Genomic DNA, 19,433 nt, shown 5'->3' with positions numbered 1-19,433 from the left:
ATGCGGCTGGGTGCACTGCTCGACACGCGAGAGCTGGGGTTGCGGCTGCTGGCGGGCGCGAAGGCGCGCGACCGCGAGTTCGGCCGCGTCTTCCAGGCGACCCTGCAGGATCCGACGCGGTACCTCGACGGCGGCGAGATCGTGCTGTGCGGGATGCGCTGGCTGCCCGGGCCGTCGGACGCGGACGCGTTCGTCGGCAAGCTCGCCGCCGCGGGCGTGACCGCGCTCGGGGCCGGGACCGCCGAGGTCGGCGGACCGGTGCCGGACTACCTCGTGACCGCCTGCGAGCGCGTCGGCCTGCCGTTGTTCGAGGTGCCGGTGTCGGTTTCGTTCGCGACCGTGGCCGAACGGGTGATCCTGGGCCTGGCAGCGGAACGCTCGGCGCCCGCTCGCGATTCGCACCGGCGGCTAGTGGCCGCGGTGACCTCCGGGCGCGGTCTGTCCGCGCTGGTCAAAGCCGGTGCGGAGGAGCTGGGCACCGGCTGTCTCGTGCTGAGCGCGACCGGGCAGCAGCTGGCCGGTGGACCCGAACTGCCCGCCGCGCGCCGCACTGCGCTGGCGCGGAAGTTCCTGCGCGCCGAACGGCTGCCGTGCCAGGACGGTCCGGTGACGCTGCTCGGCGCGGCCGGGCGCTCCGGCCATCGGATCGCGAGCTGGTTCCTGGTCGTGGACGGCGATCCGGCACAGTGGCCGTCCGCGCGCCGCGAGCTGGCGCAGGAACTGGCCGCACTGGTCGGGCTCGAACGGTCCCGAGTGGACGAAACCCGGCGGATCGAGAACCGGGCGGCCGAACCGCTGCTGCGGCTGGTGCTCTCCGACGACGCCGCCCCGGGCGAGCTGACCTCCCGGCTGGCCGCCGCCGGGTTCGCGCCGCAGGAGCCGGTGGCGACGCTGTCCGCCGAGGTCCGCGGCGGCGGGCCGGGTCTCGCGCAGGTGCTGGTGGAGGAGTTGCTTTCGGCCACCGGACAGTCGGTGCTGGTGGCGACTGTCGACGGCGAGACGTTCGGCCTCTTCTCCTCGCGCGACACCGAGACGTTGCGAGAAGCGGTGCACACCATCGAACCCGCGCTCGGGTCCGCGCGGCTGACGCTCGGCCTCAGCCGCGCCGCGGACGCGGCCGGTCTCCGCGCCGGCGTGCAGGAAGCCCGGCACGCGCGCACCTTGGCGGCGTTGACGCCGGGCCGCGCGACCGTATTGTCCGGCGACGAAGTGGCGTCGCATCTGCTGCTGCTCGCGGCCGTGCCGGAGGACTTGCGCCGGACATTCGGCGAAAAAGTACTGGGGCCGGTACTCGCGTACGACGCGGCACACGGTTCCGAATTGATAACGACACTCAAGGCGTTCCTGGAACATTCGGGATCTTGGACACAGACGTCGGCCACGCTCCACTTGCACGTGAACACCCTGCGATACCGCATCACCCGGATCGGCGAACTCACCGGACGCGATCCGAGCCGGTTCGCCGACCGCGTGGATCTTTATCTGGCCGGCTGCTTCACGCAGAACTGGGGGTGGTCTTGACCATCCGTCCGAAATGTCCTGCGGAAACGCCGAGCGCGGTGATTTTCCGCACCCAGCAACGAAAATCCAACAGTACGCTTATCCGTAAAGAATGATGGGAAACCCTTGACCATTCGATGAAGCACGACGGCACTCGGGAGGAGGATGCACCATCCGACCGAGCGTCCTACTCTGAGGTCATGTACATCGCATTGCTGTCCTACACAGCACCTCGAAACGAAGTCGACTACGCACTGGCCGAACACGCGGACTGGCTGCGCAGCCACTTCGCGCACGGATTGTTCCTCGTTTCCGGAAAAGGAAACGAGGACGCGGACCAGGTCATCATCTCCCGCCCGTGCCTGCGCGGCAAGCTGGACGCCGTGCTCGCCACCGACCCGCTCGTGCTGCAACGCCTCGCGCACTATCGCGTGATCGAATTCTCCGCCACCCGCACCGCTGATGAGTTCCTGACCGTCAACGAGGCGCTCGCCTCCTGATCGCACCGCTTCACGCAGATCGACGAACGCCCGGACGCAGGTGGCCTCCGGACCGCTCCGCCCGCCACCTGCCGGACGTACTCCCGCCGCGAACTCGCCTATGATCACGCGAGATCTTTCGTTCCGGCCCGGGAGACCGCATGCACACGCCCGACCTCGTGTTCCGAGGCCGTCGCCTCACCAGTGACCGCGCCCTGGTGATGGCCATCATCAATCGCACTCCCGACTCGTTCTACGACAACGGTGCGACCTTCGAAGAAGCCCCCGCGCAGGCGGCCATCCGCCGCGCGCACGCCGAAGGCGCCGACCTGATCGACATCGGCGGCGTGCCCGCGGGCAAGGGCCCCGAGGTCACCGCAGCGGAGGAAATCCGCCGCGTCGTGCCGACCGTCGAATGGGCCCGCGAGAACTTCCCCGAGCTGGTCATCAGCGTGGACACCTACCGCGCCGACGTCGCCGACGCCGTCTGCCGCGCGGGCGCGGACCTGGTCAACGACAACTGGGCCGCGATCGAACCGGAGATCCTCGACGTCGCCGCCGAACACGGCGCGGGCTACATCTGCTCGCACACCAACGGTCTCGTGCCGCGCACCGAGGCGCTCCGGCCGGTGTACGACGACGTAGTGGCCGCGGTGATCGAAGGCACCACCGCGCTGGCCGAGCGCGCGCTCGCCGCGGGCGTGCCGCGCGAGGGCATCATGATCGACCCCTGCATCGACTTCGGGAAGAACTCCTACCAGTCGCTCGAACTGCTGCGGCACGTCGACGCGCTGGTCGCGACCGGCTGGCCGGTGCTGATGGCGCTGTCGAACAAGGACGTGATCGGCGAAACGCTGGATCTCCCGGTCGGGGAACGGGTCATCGGCACGCTCGCCGCGACGGCGGTGTCCGCGCTGCACGGCGCGGCGATGTTCCGCGCGCACCAGGTCCGCGAGACGCGGCAGGTCGCGGAGATGGTCGCGAGCATCATCGGCACTCGGCCGCCGGCGAACGTTGTACGGTCGGTCTGATGCGCGAAGTCTTTCCGGGAAACCAGGACCGCACCGAAGCCGACGTCGAGCAGCTCTACGTCTATCCGGACGTGCCGAAGTGGCTCGCGGTGAATTTCGTGTCGAGCGCCGACGGCGGGATCACCATCGAGGGCCGCTCCGGCGGGCTGTCGACGCCCGCGGACCGGATCGTCTACCGGCTGGGCAACGACCTCGCCGACGTCCTGCTGGTCGGCGCGGGCACCTCGCAGGCCGAAGGATTCGAGGGACTGCGGCCGGACGAGAAGACCGCCGAGCGGCGGCGCAGGCACGGGCTGGCTCCGATCGCGCCGATCGCCGTGGTCAGCACCGGCCGTTCGCTGCCGCCGGACGCACCGGTGATCACCAAGGCCCTGGTGCCGACGATCGTCATCACGAGCGCGGCGACGGATCCCGAATTGCGCGCGGCGTGGGCGGCGGCCGGGGCGGATGTCCTGGTCGCTGGGACAGGCGACCCAACTCTGCACGAGGCCACCGGCGACCCGGCTCTGCACGCCGACCCGGACGACCAGCGCCCGCGCCCCAGGCACGGCGACGTCGACCTGCGGGCCGCGGTAGACGAACTGGCCCGCCGAGGCCTCCGCCGGATCGACTGCGAAGGCGGACCGCACCTTTTCGCATCGCTGCTGGCCGCGGGTGTGGTCGACGAACTGCGCCTGACGGTCGCGCCGATGCTGATCGCCGGCGACGCGCCGCGGGTCGCGATGGGCGCGGCGATCGACCCGCGGCAGCTCGAACTTCTTTCCGCACTGGTGGACGACAACTCAGTACTCTTGCGGTATCGCGTCCACTGACCCGGGGAGGGATCGTGGCCAAGACCGCTCTGCGCAATGTGCGCGTCTTCGACGGGCGAGTGCTCACCGAACCGCGCACCGTCGTGATCGACGGGCCAGTACTCGGCACGGATCCAGCCGGGGCACGGGAAATCGATGCCGCCGGGGCGACGCTGCTGCCCGGGTTCATCGACTCGCACGTCCACCTGACCGAGCCCGAGCAGTTGGCCGACTTCGCCGCGTGGGGCGTCACGACCGCACTGGACATGGGGTGCTTCCCTGCCGAACGGGTCGCCGCTTTGCGGTCGGCGGGCCCGACGGAGTTCCGCAGCGCCGGCCCGCCCGCGATCGGTCCGGGCGGCATGCACGTCCGGATCCCGGGGATGCCCGCCTCCTCGATCGTGACGACCGCGGAGGCTGCCGTCCGGTTCGTCGAGGCGCGGGTCGCGGAGGGCGTCGACTACGTCAAGGGCGTCGCGGAAGCTCCCGGCGACGGCGGGCCGCCCGCCGAGGCGTTGCAGGCGCTGGTCGACGAGGCACGGAAACGGGGTCTGGACACCGTCGTGCACGCGGCGACGCCCGGCGCGTACCACTTGGCGGTGGCGACCGGCGCGCGATTCGTGACGCATGTGCCGGTGATCGGCCGGATCGCCGCCGAGGACATCGCGGCGATGAAGGCCGCTGGGCAGACGGCGATTCCGACGCTCACCATGATGGAGGCGGCACTGCCCTACTTCGATGGCGCCGAAGGCGATTTCGTGGCCAACGTGGCCGCTTTGCGCGCTGCCGGGGTCGAAATCCTCGCCGGTACCGATGCCAACGCCGAGCCCGGCGCCCCGGCCGCGATCCCGCACGGGTCGAGCCTGCACCACGAATTCGAGCTGCTCGCCGAGGCCGGTTTGAGTTCGGTGGAGATCCTGCGCGCCGCGACGGTCGACCCGGCGCAGGCGTTCGGGCTGACCGACCGGGGCGAAATCCGGCCCGGACTGCGGGCGGACCTGGTGCTGGTCGACGGCGATCCGGTGGCGGACCTGTCGGCGACCCGGGCGATTCGCACGGTGTGGTGCGCGGGAACGGAACTCGACCGCTAGCTGGCGGGCTTTGTCGTCCGTGAGGGGAACCCTGACGGAATCTGATTCCCTCAGGGTTCCCCTCACGGACCTACACGTCCTTAAGACCGCTGAACGGCGTCATCGGCTTCCTCGAAGGTCTTCTGCGCCTTGGCCAGTTCGTCGGAAGCCCGGGCAGCGCGTTGCTCGGCCTCGGCAAGCCGTTCCCGCAATTCGGTCACCCGATCATCGGCCTGCTCGGCCGTCCGCTCAGCTCGCTGCAGATTCCGCTCCGCTTCCGCCCGCGCCCGGACCGCCTGCCGCCGTTCCAGTGCGCGGACCCGGGATTCCTCCTCGGCCTTCCGGTCCTTTTCGGACTGTCTGGTCTTCTTGGCCGGGGCGGGATTCGTCGGCAGCGACAGCCAGCGGTCGGTGTCCTGGCTGGCCTTCGAAGTCAACCGTCCGGCCAGCGCCAGCCGGGCGACGTCGGCGTCCGCGACGATCGCTTCCAGCGTCTCCTCCACCTCGCGCTCGACGGAATCGCTCAAGCCGGACGCGTCCCGCACGATCCGCTGCACTAGCTCCGCGCGCTGATGCGCCAATTCGCGCAGCCGGGAGCCGTCGAGCTGCTCGTGCGCGGCACGCAGCTTCTCGCCGATCGACGCCAGCTCGGACAGCGGAGCGGAACCGTCGCGCGCCAGGCGGTTGACGTACGCCGCGGCCGCGGTCGGCTTGCGCAGCGCGCGGATCCGGCGCGCCAGCTCGACGTCGCCCGCTTCCTTCGCCGCGCGGGCGGCCGCGGTGCGCTCCGCGACGAAGTCGGCCGGTTCACCTGCGTAGAGCCGGTCGGCGACGGTATCGAAATCCGAGGTTGCCACGTGTGCCACCGAACCACACGAGTAGTCCGAACGCGACGCAACGCGTAACGTGGACGTCCACCCAACAAGGTCGAGTGAAGCGGGACTGCCCATGACGCCTCCGGGCCGGCTCGCGCTGACGGCCAGCCCCCTGGTCGCCGGCGCGCTCAAAGCACTGCAAATCGCGACCGAGCTGCCCGTCGCGATGGGCGGACCGGTGTCGGCGGCGTCCCGGTCGCACGTCATCGACCAGCTGCGCGGCACCGCCACCCGGTCGATGCAGCACGTGCAGGTGGACACCGGGGCCGGACTCGGCGGCAAAGCGGTGGCGCTGGCCCGGCCGTCAACGGTCGTCGACTATCTCAACGCACAGGGCATCACGCACAAATACGACCACGCGGTCGCCCCCGAACGGCTGCGCGCGATGGTGGCGCTGCCGGTGCGCGTCGGCGAGACCACGCGCGCGGTGCTGTACGCGGCGTCCCGGGATTCGATTACGTTCGGCGACCGCGTGTTGCACGCGGCCACCGCGGTGGCGACTCGATTGGGACGTGACATCGAGGTCGAAGAGGAAGTACAGCGTCGGCTGGCCGCACCGACGGTCGTCCCCGCGGCCGAACGCGGCGACCTGCATGCCGAACTCACCGCGATCGCCGGGTCGATCCAGGACGAAAGCGCCCGGCAGCGGCTGCTCGCGGTGTGCGAACGGCTGCGTCCGGAGCTGGACGTGCCCGGGGTGGCGCTGACCCCGCGCGAGGTCGACGTGCTGCGGCTGGTCAGCGAGGGCTGTACGAACGATGAGATCTCAGACCGGCTCGGCCTGCTGCCCAACACCGTCAAGTCGTATCTCAAGCACGCGATGCGGAAGCTGGCGGTGTCCAACCGGGTGCAGGCGGTGAACCGGGCTCGCGCCGCCGGACTGCTGCGCTAGGGCGTGGCGATGTCCGGTCGCGGGTGTCCGATGGGGACACACCCTCCATGTGGGGTGGCTGGATCCGGTTCGGCGAGCGAAAATCACCCGCGCGGGCAGTGCGGCCCGCTGACGCGAAGGGATCGCCATGTTCTATGACCTGAGTGTCCGCGACTTCCTCGACCGCGCCGAAACGGTGTACCCGGACCGGATCGCGGTGGTGGACGAGCCTGCTCAGCCCGCGGAGTCCTGGGGCTCGGTGACCTACCGCGAACTCGCCCGCCGCGCCCGCGCGCAGGCCGCGAACCTCGACGCGCTCGGCGTTCCCGTCGGCGGCCGGGTCGCCGTCGTCTCGCACAACTCCGCGCGGCTGCTGACGTCGTTCTTCGGCGTCTCCGGCTGGGGCCGCGTCCTGGTGCCGGTGAATTTCCGCCTCGCCGCCGCCGAAGTCCGGTACATCGTCGAGCATTCCGGCGCCGAGGTCCTGATCATCGACCCCGAGCTGAAACCGTTGCTGGACAACGTAACCGCCAAACACGTGTTCGTCCTTGGCGAGGACGACGACAAAATCTGGGGCGGCGACGGCGAACCGCAACCGTGGGCCGCCGACGAATCCGCGACCGCCACGATCAACTACACCTCCGGCACCACCGCGCGGCCGAAGGGCGTCCAGCTCACGCACCGCAATTTGTGGCTCAACGCAACGACTTTCGGCCTGCACACCACGCTCAGCGACAACGACGTCCTGCTGCACACGCTGCCGATGTTCCACGCGAACGGCTGGGGCATGCCGTACGCGGTGACTGGCCTCGGCGGACGGCACATCGTGCTGCGCAAGGTGGACGGCACCGAAATCCTGCGCCGCGTGCAGGAACACGGCGTGACGATCATGTGCGCCGCCCCCGCCGTCGTCACCGCGGCCCTGGACGGTGCCGCCTCCTGGGACGGCGAAATCCCCGGCCGCGACCGAGTCCGGATCGTGGTCGCCGGCGCGCCGCCGCCGACCCGGACGATCGAACGCGTGCGTGCGGAACTCGGCTGGGAGTTCATCCAGATCTACGGCCTGACCGAGACTTCGCCGCTGGTCACGGTGAACCGCTTCCGGAGCGAATGGGCCGACCTGGACTCGCACGAGCAGGCAAAGCTTTTGGGCCGCGCCGGTGCGCCAGCCCTGGGCGTGCGCGTCACGATCGACACCGACGGCGAAGTCCTCACCCAAAGCAACCACAACCTCGACGGCTACTGGGAAAACCCGGACGAAACCGCGCGGGTGCAAGAAGGCAACTGGTTCCACACCGGCGACGGCGGCACCTTCGCCGACGGCTACCTGACCATCGCCGACCGCAAGAAGGACGTCATCATCACCGGCGGCGAGAACGTGTCGTCGATCGAGGTGGAGGACGCGCTGAGTTCGCACCCGGCCGTCCGGGAAGCCGCGGTGATCGGCATCCCGGACGAAAAATGGGGCGAACTGGTCACGGCGCTGGTGGTAACCGACGGCAGCGAGGTGACGGCGGACGAGCTGATCACGCACTGCCGCCAGCACCTGGCCGGGTACAAATGCCCGAAGCGGGTGGAATTCCTCGCCGAACTGCCGCGGACAGCGACGGGGAAGATCCAGAAGTTCAAGCTGCGGCAGCCGTTTTGGGAGGGGCAGGACCGGCAGGTGAACTGAGCTTTGTCGCAGTGCTCCTTCGCATCGCACCCGAAGGAGCACTGCGGCTAGCAGCCTCGGCGGACAATCCCGGCTAGCCCAACAGGTCGTCCCCGATCTTCGTGGACAACGACTGGAGTTCCGCAGAGGTCATGGGCGAGTTCGCGGAACGCTGACACTCCAGCGCGCCCAGACCTTTCAGTCCCGGCTCGCAGCCTGTTTCCTGGACCACTCCGCGGCATCGGCACCATAGCGGGTCAGCAGCCGAGCGAACTGGATCCGTTCCCCCGCCGACCAATCAGCCGTGATCTCCTCGAACGCTTTTCTTTGCTCAGCAGCAAAACGGTCGCGTTCCGCCTCGCCCTGTTCGGTGAGTTCGAGCACCGTACGGCGTCCGTCGGCCTGAGACGCCGCCCGACGCAGCAACCCGTCGGCGATGCACGCGGCGACAGTCCGGCTGGCCACCGGCTGGACGACCCCCATCTCCATCGCGAGGCCGCCGACTGTCGTCTCGCCTGGCGCGTCGGCGATCACGTTGAGCACGAGATTGCGGGACAGATCCTTGTTCGACGCCGGGGTGCGCCTGCGCAACCGGGACAGCGCCGGGCCGATCTGGTCCAGCACCGGGTCGCCGGGGGTCCGCTCAGGAGAGCTGCTCATGCGCTTGATCCTAGGCCCGCGCCCGCCCACTTGCATACCTCGACGCAAGTACATAGCATTAGGTATGTAAATGAGCTGAGCAAGGAAACGAGACGAACTGCCATGACACTGACCGCGATCACCAACGCCCGGGTCTTCGACGGGGAGAAAACCCTCGGCGTGCAGACCGTCGTCCTCGACGGCGCGAGGATCGCCCAGGTCGGCGGCGAGATCCCCGAGGGCAGCGAACAAGTCGACGGCACCGGAGCCACCCTGCTGCCGGGGCTCATCGACGCCCACGTGCACTCCGCCCCGGGTTCGCTCGCGTTGGCGCTGCGGTTCGGGGTGACGACCGAACTGGAAATGCAGGGCATGAACACCCGGGAGAACCGGGGCCACATCACCGACGACGACACGGTGGCCGACGTCCGGTCCGCCGGTTTCGGCATCACCCCGCCCGGCGGTCATCCCAGCGAGCTGATGCCCGAAGGATTCCGGCCGAAGTGGGACCTGCCGCCGGCAATGCCCGTGATGCCGTTCTCCACCACACCCGAGGAAGCGGCCGCCTTCGTCCCCCAACTCCTCGCCAGGGGCTCCGATTTCATCAAGTTCATGATCGACGACGGCAGCGTGGAAGGACATCCCGGACTGCCGTGTCTCGACCAAGCCACCGTGAACGCCGGGGTCGCGGAAGCCAAGAAGTACGGCGCTCTCACCGTCGCTCACGCTTTGACCGTGGAGGCGACCGAAATGGCCGTCGAAGCGGGCATCGACGGGCTCGCCCACGTCTTCATGGACCAGCCGCACACCGCCGAGATCATCAGCCTCGTCAAGGACGCGGGCATGTTCGTCGTTCCGTGCATCAGCCTCAACGCCTCGCTGATGGGCATCACCGGCAGCACGCTCGCCGACGACCCGCGGGTCGCCTCCCGCCTCGACCGCAAGTGGGACGAAACCCTGCGCTCCAGCTACAACCGCTACCCGCAGGGCAAGCTCGACGACGTGTACGACACCGTCCGCGCGCTGGACGCCGCCGGTGTCGACGTGCTGGCTGGCACCGATGTCTCCATGCCCGAAACGTTCTTCGGCGGTCTCGCACACGGAGCGAGCCTCCACCACGAACTGCAGTACCTTGTGGAAGCCGGTCTCACGCCGGAACGAGCCTTGCGAGCGGCCACCGCGACCACCGCCCGCCGCTTCCGCCTCAGCGACCGGGGCCGCGTCGCCGAGGGACTGCGCGCCGACCTTCTGCTCGTCGACGGAGACCCGACCCGCGACATCAGCGACACCCTCAATACTCGCGCGATCTGGCGTCGCGGAGCCCGTCTGGCGGAATGACGCCTGTGCCCCGAATCCTGCTCAGCGAGCCGGATTCGGGGATGGCCGCCGTCCTTTTCGGACAGTGCTAGCCGGCAGACGGCGTCGTGCTCCCGCGCCCGAATCCGCAGGCGTTCGCAAACCGGCCGCGCACCATCGACGCCGATTTGCCGAACAACTCGGTCGCATCGAAATCAAATTGGTCGATTTCAGTGCCCCCGAAAGCAGTCTCCGAAAGCCCGGCAGAGCTGAGATCGACAATTACGCCCAAGTCAGTCGTCAGACGGCCGGTAAACCAGCCGCAGCACCCCATTGCGGAACGCCGTCGTGTCCGCCAGCTCAAAGTCCAACTGCGGCCCCTCCTCCGGGAACAGCCGCCGCCCCTTGCCGACCACCACCGGATACTGCAGCAACGTCAGCTCGTCCACCAACCCGTGCGACAGCAGCCACCGCACCAGCGTCGTGCTTCCGCTGGTCATGATGTCGCCGCCCTCGCCGGACTTCAGGTCCGCGATCGCCTCGCCGACGTCGCCGCGCAGGAGGGTCGTGTTGTGCCAGTCCGCCGCGGTCAGGGTGGTGGACGCGACGTACTTCGGCACGCTGTTCATGAACTCCGCGCCCGGGTCGTCCGTGCGCCCGGGCCACGCCTCGGCGAAGCCCTCGTAGGTCACGCGGCCCAGCAACATCGCGTCGGCGTCCGCCATGCCGTCGCCCACCGCGTGTTCCAGTTCGTCGTTCCAGTACGAGAGCGACCACTGGTCCGGCGCTTCCACCACGCCGTCGAGCGAGACGAACAAGGTGGACACGATCTTGCGCATCGAGCGACTCCTTGAGGTTCGGGATCGCCGACACTATGGCGCAACCGGACCCGCCGACGCAGCCGGATGGCCCCATAATTGGTCTGTCAGGGCACTTCCGTTACCAACTCGAGTGCCCGGCCGAGCGTCGCCAGCCGTTTGTCCAGCGTGTCGCCCGCCGGATACAGCCGGACCGTGTCGACTCCGGCGGCGTGCCACACCTTCAGCCGCGCGCGGACCATGTCCTCGGTGCCGATCAGAGTCGTCGCGAGGACCATCTCGTCGGTCACCAGCTCGGCCGCGCCGTCGCGATCGCCGGACTGCCAGCGTTCCCGCACCTCAGCGGCGACCTCGGCCCAGCCTTGCCTGCTGTAGGCGTCGTGGTAGAAGTTCGTGCTCGCCGAACCCATGCCGCCCAACGAGAAAGCCAGCTCCTTCTTGCGCCCGGCGACCATGGGACGCAGTTCGTCCTCATCGGACGCGAACGCGACCTCCGCGCCTTGGCACACCACGAGATCGCTACGGCTGCGACCCGCTTTCGCGAGCCCGGCGTCGAGGTGGCGGAAGTAAGCGTCGGCCCCCTCGGGGACGAAGCTCGTGCCAAGCCAGCCGTCGGCGAGTTCGCCGGTGAGTTCCAGCATTCGCGGCGACAGCGTGGCCAGGTAGATCGGGATGTCCTCGTTCGGCGTCGTCGACAGCCGCATCGGACGGGACTCGCCAGGCAAGGGAATCTGGAAAGCCTTGCCCGCGAAGGAGATCTTCTCCCCGGCGAACGCGCTGCGGATGATCTGCACCGTCTCGCGCATCCGGGTCAACGGTCGTGCGAACGGCACCCCGTGCAATCCCTCGATCACCTGCGGACCGGACGGTCCGAGTCCCAGCGCGAACCGTCCGCCGGACATCTCCGCGAGGGTGAGCGCGGCCTGCGCGAGCGCGACCGGCGTCCGCACGCCGAGCTGCATGATGCCGGAACCCAGCCGGATCCTCTCCGTGCGCGCGGCGAGGTAGCCGAGCACCGACGGCGCGTCCGAGCCCCACGCCTCGGCCACCCAGCATTCGTCGAGACCCAGTTTTTCCGCCTCCAGCACGAAATCCCGGGTGCCGGGCCAGCCGGACGACGCCTCGACGGTGGTGGCCGTGCGCATCATCCGGCGGCCTCCACGCGGTCCTTGATCGCGCCGAGCGTGGCGGTCATCGAGGCCTCGAACTCGCTCAGCCGGACGTGCACGATCTTCTGTTCCTTCTCCGGCATCCGCGCGATCACCTCGGTCACCCCGGACGGCCCCGGCCCCATCTGCGCCCACTGCGTGAGCCGCGTGCCGCCGTTCTCCGGGGCGAGGGTGAACCGCCAGACCGCGGTCGGATTGGCCGGATCGGTGACCGCCCAGGCGAAGACGCGCGGCTCCTCGCATTCGATGATGTAGGACGTGGTCTCCCAGTCGCCGCGCATCTCGTGCCGGTTGTGCCCGATGAAGGAGCGTCCGACCGCCGGCGCCGAGCCCTCGTCGCACCACCGGACCGACTGCAGTTCGCCGCACAGTTCCGGCATGAGCGAGATGTCCGAGGCGAACCGCCAGACCTGCTCGGGCGAGCCGTCGATCCACGCGTCCACCTGCACGGTCGGGGCGTCCGCGTACCGCGCGCCGGTCCACTCCATGCCGAATCCTCCTCCGTTGGCGTCTCGACCAGCATAGTTTCGTAACAAGACTGACCCTGTCAATCGCTCCGGAGGCCCAAAGTCCGTGAAGGGCTCCTTGAGGGAATCTGATTCCCTCAAGGAGTCCTTCACGGACCGCTACTCCAGCGGCGCGAACCTCGCCTGGACGTCGGGGCGCTGCGCCAAGCGCTCGGGAAAGCCGGGCCCGCGTTGCATCCGGGTGTCGTCCGCGGACAACGGCTCGCCGCAGTCCGCGCACACGACGGTCGCGGTCGTGTCATGCCCGCAAGCGTCGTGGTGCAGCACGATCGGCGGGCCCGCTTCGGTGGCCAGCCACCGGTCGCCCCAGGCCGTCATCGCGGCCAGCACACTCCAGAAATCGCGCCCCTTCTCGGTGAGCACGTAGTCGTAGCGCACCGGTTCGGCCTGGTAGGCACGCTTCTCCAGCAAACCCTCGTCGACCAGCCTGCGCAGCCGGTCGGCGAGGGTGTTGCGCGCGATGCCGAGCGCCTGCTGGAACTCGTCGAAGCGGCGGACGCCGTAGAAAGCGTCCCGCAGCACCAGCGGCGTCCACCAGTCCCCGAGCAGGTCCATGGTCCGGGCGATCGAGCACGGCCACTGCGCGAAGGAAGTGCGTTTCATGACGGCGAGGATACGCCGTCCCACGATGCAACCCAGCAGGTCAGACGTGATGCCCGACGGTCACGTCGACAGTGTCGGGCACTTCTTCGTGCTCGTCGCCGACCGAAAGCGTCCCGGACGGCTCCACGAGCAGCACCACCGCGCCCTCCTTCGACGACGGCTTGTGGAACGTGCCGCGCGGGACCACGAACGCCTGCTCGCGCGTCAGCGTCACGGTCCGTTCGCCGCCCGCTTCGCGCAGGCCGATCTCGATGCTGCCGTCGATCACGAGGAAGAACTCATCGGTGTTGTCGTGCTTGTGCCACACGTGCTCGCCGGCGAACCGGGCGAGGCGGATGTCGTAATCGTTGACGTTGGCGACGATCCGGGGGCTCCACGGTGCGTCGAAACCGGCGAGCACGGCCTGCAGGTCGAGGGGTTGAGTTGTCATAGTTCGATCTTGGGCTTGGTTTCCGGCACCCGGGAGTGCTAGGAATCGCATATGTCGAAAGGATCCTCGCACCGAGTCGTGGTGATTGTCGGCGACGGCTCGAACCCGTTCGAAATGGGCGTCGCGACGGAGCTGTTCGGCTTGCGCCGGCCGGAGCTGCAGATGCCGTGGTACGACTTCGCGCTCGCGGCGCCCGGCGGCCAAGCCCGGATGCACCTCGGCTTCTTCACTCTCGCCGACGTCGCCGGCCTCGATGCGGTCGACGCCGCGGACACGGTGATCGTCCCGAACCGGCCGGATCCGCACACCCCCGCCGATCCCGAAATCCTCGCCGCCATCCAGCGCGCGGACGCCCGCGGTGCGCGGTTGATGAGCTTCTGCACCGGCGCTTTCACCCTGGCCGAGGCCGGCGTGCTGGACGATCGCCGAGCCACCACGCACTGGCAGTGGGCCGAGTCGTTCACCGCCCGCTTCCCGCGGGTCCGGCTGGAGCCGGACGTTCTGTTCGTCGACGACGGCACAGTTCTCACCGCCGCCGGAAGCGCGGCCGCGCTCGATCTGTCGCTGTATGTGATCCAGCGAGACCACGGCGCGGAAATCGCCAACGCGGTGAGCCGCCGCCTCGTTTTCACCGGACATCGCGAAGGCGGCCAGCAACAGTTCGTGGAACGCCCGATGCCGGAGATCCCGGACGCCTCGCTCGCGCCGGTGCTGGAATGGGCCCGCCAGCACCTCGACCAGCCGCTCGCGGTCACCGATCTCGCCGCCCGCGCGTCGACCAGCGCCGCCACCCTGCACCGCCGGTTCCGCGCCGAACTGGGCACGACGCCGCTCGCCTGGCTCACCGCCGAACGCGTGACGCTGGCCCGCCGCATCCTCGAGCGGGGCGAACCTGGTCTGGACCGGATCGCCGCCCGCACCGGGCTGGGCACCGGCGCGAACCTCCGGCTGCAGTTGCGCAGGCACACCGGGCTGTCGCCGTCGGAATACCGGAAACGCTTCGGCCCGGCGGCCTGACGCGTCCGTGGTCCACTGTGGACCCGACGAACGGATTGCTCCATTCGGCCTATTCGGCAAAATTCCGGTTAAGCCCCGATGACCGGAACCCACCGAAGGTTTTATGCCAGACGAACGAAAGTTGGCCGGAACGGACAGAATTCCGCCGACCCCTCACCGGATCGCGGATTGATCCGCTAGCTTGGCCGCAGACCGGCAACCGAACGGGGAGACACGCATGGCCAGACGCCGCCTGGAGGGACGGAACGCCCGGAGCCGGGCTTTCGCCGCCCTCGCCGGAGGCGCGCTCGTGGTGCTGCCGACGGTGACGTCGTCCGGCATCCCGGTGGCATTGCGCGCCGCGGAACCGCCGTCGGCCGCCCAAGCCGCGCCGAACTCGCCCGGCGTGGCGCCCGGCATCACGCTCCCGCCGATCGGCGTCGACGGCAGCCTCCCGCAGCCGCCGGTCCCGCAGGCACTCGGCGTTCCGGGATACCCCAACGGCCCCGGCTCGGCCACCACCGCCGGCCCGCTGGGCATCCCGGACAGCATGCTGCGGGCCTACCACAACGCAGCCGACATCATGGCCCGCGAACAGCCCGGCTGCCACGTCGACTGGGCGCTGATCGCGGCCATCGGACGGATCGAGTCGAACCACGCGCGCGGCGGCTACGTCGACGCCCGCGGCAACACCCTCGAACGCATTCTCGGCCCGGTCCTCGACGGTTCCGGCGGGTTCGCCGCGATCCGCGACACCGACCACGGCCGCTACGACGGCGACCCGGTGTGGGACCGCGCGGTCGGCCCGACCCAGTTCATCCCGTCGACCTGGGCGTCCTACGCCTCCGACGGCAACGGCGACGGCGTCTCCGACCCGAACAACATCTACGACGAGACACTCGCCACCGCGCGTTACCTGTGCTCGGGCGGTCTGGACCTCTCCAGCGACGCCAACCAGCGCCTCGCGGTGCGCCGGTACAACAACTCGCAGTCCTATGTGGACACCGTGATGGCGTACGCGAACGGCTACCGCAACGGCGTCTCGGAGCTGCCGGACAGCCAGGTCCCGATCGGCGCTCCTCCCGGCCCCGGCGCGGTTGAAGCCGCGGCTGGCAGCCCCGCAGGCGATGTCGCGCCGCCCGTCCCGCCGCCGGTCACCCCGGCCCAGCCGAACCAGCCCGGCACGCCGACGCAGCTTCCCGGCAGCAGCACCGCGCCGAGCAGCAGCACTCCCGCGAAGCCGACCAGCACGACACCGACCACGCCGACCACACCGTCTACACCGTCTACGCCGACGAGCACCACGCCGACGGCCCCGACCAGCACGACGCCGTCCACCTCCGCCCCGGCGAACCCGGCCACGTCGACCACCACCACGACGACCTCCAGCACCACCACGGAGGCCGCGCCGACGCACTGACCGCGACGTTCGTATAGTCCGGACCGACCGGAAACCGGACTGTTGGGGGCGATCGTGGCGTGGAATCCCCGGAACTTGCCTGACCTCGCTGGCAAGACCTACGCGGTGACCGGAGGCAACGCCGGGATCGGCTACTTCATCACCGAGCAGCTGGCCGCCGCCGGAGCACACGTCGCGCTGCTGGGCCGCGAGCCATCACGGCTGCGCGCTGCCGTCGAAATGGTGCGCACGCGCGTCGGTTCGGCTTCGCTGAGCATGATCCCGCTAGACCTCGCCGACCTGGACTCCGTCCCCGCCGCGGTCGAGGCTCTCGGACGGCTCGACCGCGTGGACGCGTTGATCGAGAACGCTGGCATCACCGCGCCCGGACCCGTGCGCCGGACCACTCAACAGGGCCTGGAGCTGGCGGTCGGAACCAATCATTTCGGCCACTTCGCACTCACCGCCCTCGCGATGCCGGTGCTGACCGCCTCGTCTGCGCGGGTGGTGCTGGCGGGCAGCCTGATCACCCGGATGTATCCGTACGACATCGACGATCTGCAGAGCCAGCACAAGTACTCGGACTTTCGTGCGTATGCGTTGTCGAAGCACGCCGTGCAATCGTTCGCGATGGAACTCGACCGACGCCTGCGCGCGGCGGGCTCGCCGGTGCAGGCGATCCTCGCGCACCCGGGGTTCAGCCTCGAACGCACCAGCCCTGCTCGGCCGGGAATCACCAAGCCAGTGCCGGTGATGCGGCTACTCGCGCCTTATACGCACGGCAAGGACCACGGCGCGTGGCCAGCGATCCGAGCCGCAGTCGACCCTGCTGCGACGGGCGGTTCCTACTACGGTCCGGCCTTCGGTGGAGTGGGCCGACCTCGGCTGGGTAAGGCGATGGGCGCTTCGCGGGATCCCTTGCGGGGACGTCGGTTGTGGACGCTTTCCGAGGAAGCGACCGGAATCCAGTTCGCGCTCGGGGGTTCCTGACTCGCTCGCTAGAGCTTGTCTGTTCACCCGACGGGACACTCGACGGCGAGGCCGACGCCGAACCGCGCCGCCCGCGCGGAGAATCACGCGGATCACCCGTGCGTCGCGCAGCATCTTGGCCGCGGCACTGGGGATCAGGGCGGATCCGGTCGGGGAGAGGAATCCGATCACCGTGAACGCCGCTGCAAGGACCAGAGTGTCAGCAGGTCGCGCGCCGTGGTGGAGGACTGCGAAATGACGCTGGTGAAGACGATGACCGTCTTGGGGTTGGACAAGTCGCTGAGAAGTCCTTCCCGGAACGCGCGCCATCCGCCACGTGGCCGACCGGTGTTCAACGCCGCGACGTCGGGCCCAGCGGAGGCAGCCGAGGAGCGGGTCAGCAGAACGGTCAGTCCGGCGACCGACGCGCCAGCCCGCACCAGGTCAGCGGCCAGCGCGGTCAGTAGAGCCGGGCCCGGCCGCGCTCTTGAGAACCAGCATGACCGCGGTGGCGGGCAGATTCGGGCCAGTTCAACTTTTACCGCACGCGTTAGCCGCCGACGGCGGGCGCAGGTCTCGAGTGCTCGCGGCGAAGCTGGCCGCCTTTCCGACACTCACGAAGCTCACGGCTCTGGCCCGGTCAAAGCGTTTGAACTTACTTGCCGACCTGGTCGATCCGATCGGCAATCCCGTCGAGAAGCCGGTCCAATCCGAACTCCGACGCATCCGAAGCCTGCTCCGCCGAAGGCTTCTCGAACCCGCCAGCCAGCCAGGTCCGGTTCATCGCCGGATGGGATTCGACGTCGAAATGCGTGTACCAGAACGAAGAACGCTGTCCCCACCAGGATTCATTGGACTGTCCCGTGACCTGTTCCAAGTGGACACTCTCCGCCTCGACCGCCGCGTTCGCGTCCACATATCCCGCGACAGAATTGGCCGCCGCGACCACTTCGCGCGCAGGCAGGCCCAGGCTGTCCATAATGGACAGCAGATATTCCTGTCCGGCCAACTGCCCCGGGCCGAGCGCGGGTCGCACCCGGGATCGCTCCCGCAGCCAGGGATGCCGACGGTAAATGTCGCGTGTCCGGTCGGCGTAAACGCGCACCTGCGCACGCCAGTCCGCCGGCCGCGGCTCGCCTGGTCCGGGGAGTTTCCGTTCGAGGAGAACGGTGTCCACCATCAGGTCGATCAGCTCGGTTTTGCCGGGAACATAGGTGTAGAGCGTCATCGTGCCCGCGCCGAGTTCCTTCGCGACGCGGTGCATGGACGTCGCGACAAGCCCCTCGGCATCGGCGACCGCGATGGCGGCCACGATGATCCGTTCGATGGTGAGAGTCGGCCGCCTGCCGCGAGAGGAAGGTTCCGGGGCACCTACGCGATCGCGCCATAACAGGGAGAGCGTGCGCGCGATCGCCTCGCGCGCAGCCTCGGGACCGTCGCCCTCGTGCTCGACGATCATCGCGTCCCCTCCTGGCCTTCGTACACCTCAGCGTGGGATCTTACCTGCCGTTTCAGGACCTTGGTCCCCTCCGCACCGGCGTGCTGGCCGCTACGCTGGGCAGCCAGGGAGGTGGTTCCAGTGACGGAACGCAAACCGCCGGGCGTGTCGCACGGCACCTGGGTCGACCGGCAAATCGCCGCCGCCGAATCCCGCGGCGACTTCGAAGACCTGCCAGGAGCCGGAAAACCGCTCCCGCCCCCGTCCGGCCGCGACGCGGCGACCGACTGGGCGATCCGCCGCGCCCGCGAAGGCGACCTAGACGCGGCCGCGTTCCTGCCGCCGTCGCTCGCGTTGCCGAGGGAAATCCAAGATCTGCCGGGAAAACTGGCGAAGGTGCGCTCCGAAGCCAAGGTGCGGGAAATCGTCGAGGACCTGAACGACCGCATCCGCAAGGCACACGCGATGCCCCAAGAGGGCCCAGTGCTGCGGGCGCGGCCGCTGGACGTGGAGGAAACGGTGACCAGCTGGCGTGCGGGCCGGGAAGAGTCCTGAGCCTCGCGAGCTAAGCCCGGTTGGCCGTTGCCGCCCGCGCTGACGCCTTTTCTGGGGCACGAAACCGGAGAATCCTGAGCCACGCGCGGCCGGAACGGCAGCATTCGCTTTCCGGAGCCCGCACGACGCGGTGACGCACAACCGGCCACCCGGAGAACGCCCGCGCATCGCCGAGCCAACCGGCGACAGCCACCTCGCCCGCCCGCGCGGCCGCCTCGCCAAACCACACCAACAGCGCCCCTGCTCATCCGCGCTGCCACCACCCCGACCGGCAACCACCACACCGCAGCGCCCCCACCACACGCGCAACGCCATCGCCGCCC

General features: G+C 69.3%; 20 protein-coding genes. 12 read left to right on the top strand and 8 right to left on the bottom strand.

Annotated features, from left to right (window positions below):
- From D0D37_RS00590 to D0D37_RS00570, 5 genes are all read left to right on the top strand, one after another.
- On the top strand, nt 1-1,521 hold the full coding sequence (locus D0D37_RS00590) for a PucR family transcriptional regulator (protein WP_116198493.1): 1,521 nt from the start codon (nt 1-3) through the stop codon (nt 1,519-1,521).
- A 179-nt stretch (nt 1,522-1,700) separates the two neighbouring features.
- Entirely contained in the window at nt 1,701-2,000 is a 300-nt protein-coding gene (locus D0D37_RS00585; protein ID WP_116198492.1) for a YciI family protein, read from the top strand.
- A gap of 140 nt (nt 2,001-2,140) precedes the next feature.
- On the top strand, nt 2,141-3,010 hold the full coding sequence (gene folP, locus D0D37_RS00580; protein ID WP_116198491.1) for a dihydropteroate synthase: 870 nt from the start codon (nt 2,141-2,143) through the stop codon (nt 3,008-3,010).
- The gene (locus D0D37_RS00575) at nt 3,010-3,822 is read left to right on the top strand and encodes a dihydrofolate reductase family protein (protein WP_116198490.1); all 813 of its coding nucleotides are present in this window, start codon (nt 3,010-3,012) and stop codon (nt 3,820-3,822) included. Before folP ends, D0D37_RS00575 begins: the two co-directional genes overlap by 1 nt.
- A 14-nt stretch (nt 3,823-3,836) precedes the next feature.
- A complete protein-coding gene (locus tag D0D37_RS00570) occupies nt 3,837-4,892 on the top strand; it encodes an amidohydrolase family protein (protein WP_208719729.1) in 1,056 nt (351 codons plus the stop codon).
- A gap of 80 nt (nt 4,893-4,972) precedes the next feature.
- Here the strand turns inward: D0D37_RS00570 and D0D37_RS00565 are convergent, their stop codons facing one another.
- Nucleotides 4,973-5,728 carry a hypothetical protein gene (locus D0D37_RS00565; RefSeq protein ID WP_116198489.1) on the bottom strand — a complete coding sequence of 252 codons (756 nt, stop codon included), beginning with the start codon at nt 5,726-5,728 and terminating at the stop codon, nt 4,973-4,975.
- Nucleotides 5,729-5,819: 91 nt separating this feature from the next.
- On the opposite strand from D0D37_RS00565, the gene D0D37_RS00560 reads away from it, so the two are divergent.
- On the top strand, nt 5,820-6,638 hold the full coding sequence (locus tag D0D37_RS00560) for a response regulator transcription factor (RefSeq protein WP_116198488.1): 819 nt from the start codon (nt 5,820-5,822) through the stop codon (nt 6,636-6,638).
- Nucleotides 6,639-6,765: 127 nt separating this feature from the next.
- Nucleotides 6,766-8,292 (top strand): AMP-binding protein, encoded by a 1,527-nt coding sequence (locus D0D37_RS00555; RefSeq protein WP_116198487.1) that lies wholly within the window; start codon nt 6,766-6,768, stop codon nt 8,290-8,292.
- 177 nt (nt 8,293-8,469) lie between these two features.
- Here the strand turns inward: D0D37_RS00555 and D0D37_RS00550 are convergent, their stop codons facing one another.
- The gene (locus D0D37_RS00550; RefSeq protein ID WP_116198486.1) at nt 8,470-8,931 is read right to left on the bottom strand and encodes a MarR family winged helix-turn-helix transcriptional regulator; all 462 of its coding nucleotides are present in this window, start codon (nt 8,929-8,931) and stop codon (nt 8,470-8,472) included.
- A gap of 102 nt (nt 8,932-9,033) precedes the next feature.
- Here D0D37_RS00550 and D0D37_RS00545 point away from each other — a divergent pair, with 102 nt between their 5' ends.
- Nucleotides 9,034-10,248 (top strand): amidohydrolase family protein, encoded by a 1,215-nt coding sequence (locus D0D37_RS00545; protein ID WP_116198485.1) that lies wholly within the window; start codon nt 9,034-9,036, stop codon nt 10,246-10,248.
- 251 nt (nt 10,249-10,499) lie between these two features.
- On the opposite strand, the gene D0D37_RS00535 is transcribed toward D0D37_RS00545, so the two are convergent.
- From D0D37_RS00535 to D0D37_RS00515, 5 genes are all read right to left on the bottom strand, one after another.
- Nucleotides 10,500-11,045, bottom strand: a complete 546-nt coding sequence (locus tag D0D37_RS00535) for a dihydrofolate reductase family protein (protein ID WP_116198483.1) — start codon at nt 11,043-11,045, stop codon at nt 10,500-10,502.
- A gap of 86 nt (nt 11,046-11,131) precedes the next feature.
- Complete coding sequence (locus D0D37_RS00530; RefSeq protein ID WP_116198482.1) at nt 11,132-12,169, bottom strand: LLM class flavin-dependent oxidoreductase; 1,038 nt, start codon at nt 12,167-12,169, stop codon at nt 11,132-11,134.
- Nucleotides 12,169-12,681 (bottom strand): SRPBCC family protein, encoded by a 513-nt coding sequence (locus tag D0D37_RS00525; RefSeq protein WP_116198481.1) that lies wholly within the window; start codon nt 12,679-12,681, stop codon nt 12,169-12,171. Before D0D37_RS00525 ends, D0D37_RS00530 begins: the two co-directional genes overlap by 1 nt.
- A 138-nt stretch (nt 12,682-12,819) precedes the next feature.
- Nucleotides 12,820-13,323, bottom strand: coding sequence for a winged helix-turn-helix transcriptional regulator (locus tag D0D37_RS00520; RefSeq protein ID WP_116198480.1), 504 nt, complete (start codon nt 13,321-13,323; stop codon nt 12,820-12,822).
- Nucleotides 13,324-13,363: 40 nt separating this feature from the next.
- The gene (locus D0D37_RS00515) at nt 13,364-13,753 is read right to left on the bottom strand and encodes a cupin domain-containing protein (protein ID WP_116198479.1); all 390 of its coding nucleotides are present in this window, start codon (nt 13,751-13,753) and stop codon (nt 13,364-13,366) included.
- Nucleotides 13,754-13,804: 51 nt separating this feature from the next.
- Here D0D37_RS00515 and D0D37_RS00510 point away from each other — a divergent pair, with 51 nt between their 5' ends.
- The 3 genes from D0D37_RS00510 to D0D37_RS00500 all read left to right on the top strand — a co-directional run bounded on the left by D0D37_RS00510 (nt 13,805) and on the right by D0D37_RS00500 (nt 17,138).
- Complete coding sequence (locus D0D37_RS00510; RefSeq protein WP_116198478.1) at nt 13,805-14,770, top strand: helix-turn-helix domain-containing protein; 966 nt, start codon at nt 13,805-13,807, stop codon at nt 14,768-14,770.
- Between the two features lie 217 nt (nt 14,771-14,987).
- The gene (locus tag D0D37_RS00505; RefSeq protein WP_116198477.1) at nt 14,988-16,169 is read left to right on the top strand and encodes a lytic transglycosylase domain-containing protein; all 1,182 of its coding nucleotides are present in this window, start codon (nt 14,988-14,990) and stop codon (nt 16,167-16,169) included.
- 75 nt (nt 16,170-16,244) lie between these two features.
- A complete protein-coding gene (locus tag D0D37_RS00500; protein WP_244223329.1) occupies nt 16,245-17,138 on the top strand; it encodes an SDR family NAD(P)-dependent oxidoreductase in 894 nt (297 codons plus the stop codon).
- A 634-nt stretch (nt 17,139-17,772) separates the two neighbouring features.
- Here the strand turns inward: D0D37_RS00500 and D0D37_RS00490 are convergent.
- Entirely contained in the window at nt 17,773-18,576 is an 804-nt protein-coding gene (locus tag D0D37_RS00490) for a TetR/AcrR family transcriptional regulator (RefSeq protein ID WP_116198475.1), read from the bottom strand.
- Between the two features lie 120 nt (nt 18,577-18,696).
- Between D0D37_RS00490 and D0D37_RS00485 the strand changes: the two genes are divergently transcribed.
- On the top strand, nt 18,697-19,110 hold the full coding sequence (locus D0D37_RS00485) for a DnaJ family domain-containing protein (RefSeq protein WP_116198474.1): 414 nt from the start codon (nt 18,697-18,699) through the stop codon (nt 19,108-19,110).
- The last annotated feature ends 323 nt before the right edge of the window (nt 19,111-19,433 follow it).

The sequence above is a fragment of the Amycolatopsis circi genome (genome assembly GCF_003385235.1).
GTDB lineage: Bacteria > Actinomycetota > Actinomycetes > Mycobacteriales > Pseudonocardiaceae > Amycolatopsis > Amycolatopsis circi.
Note: the sequence above shows the minus strand (reverse complement) of the source record. Positions and strands in the feature narration are given on the sequence as shown.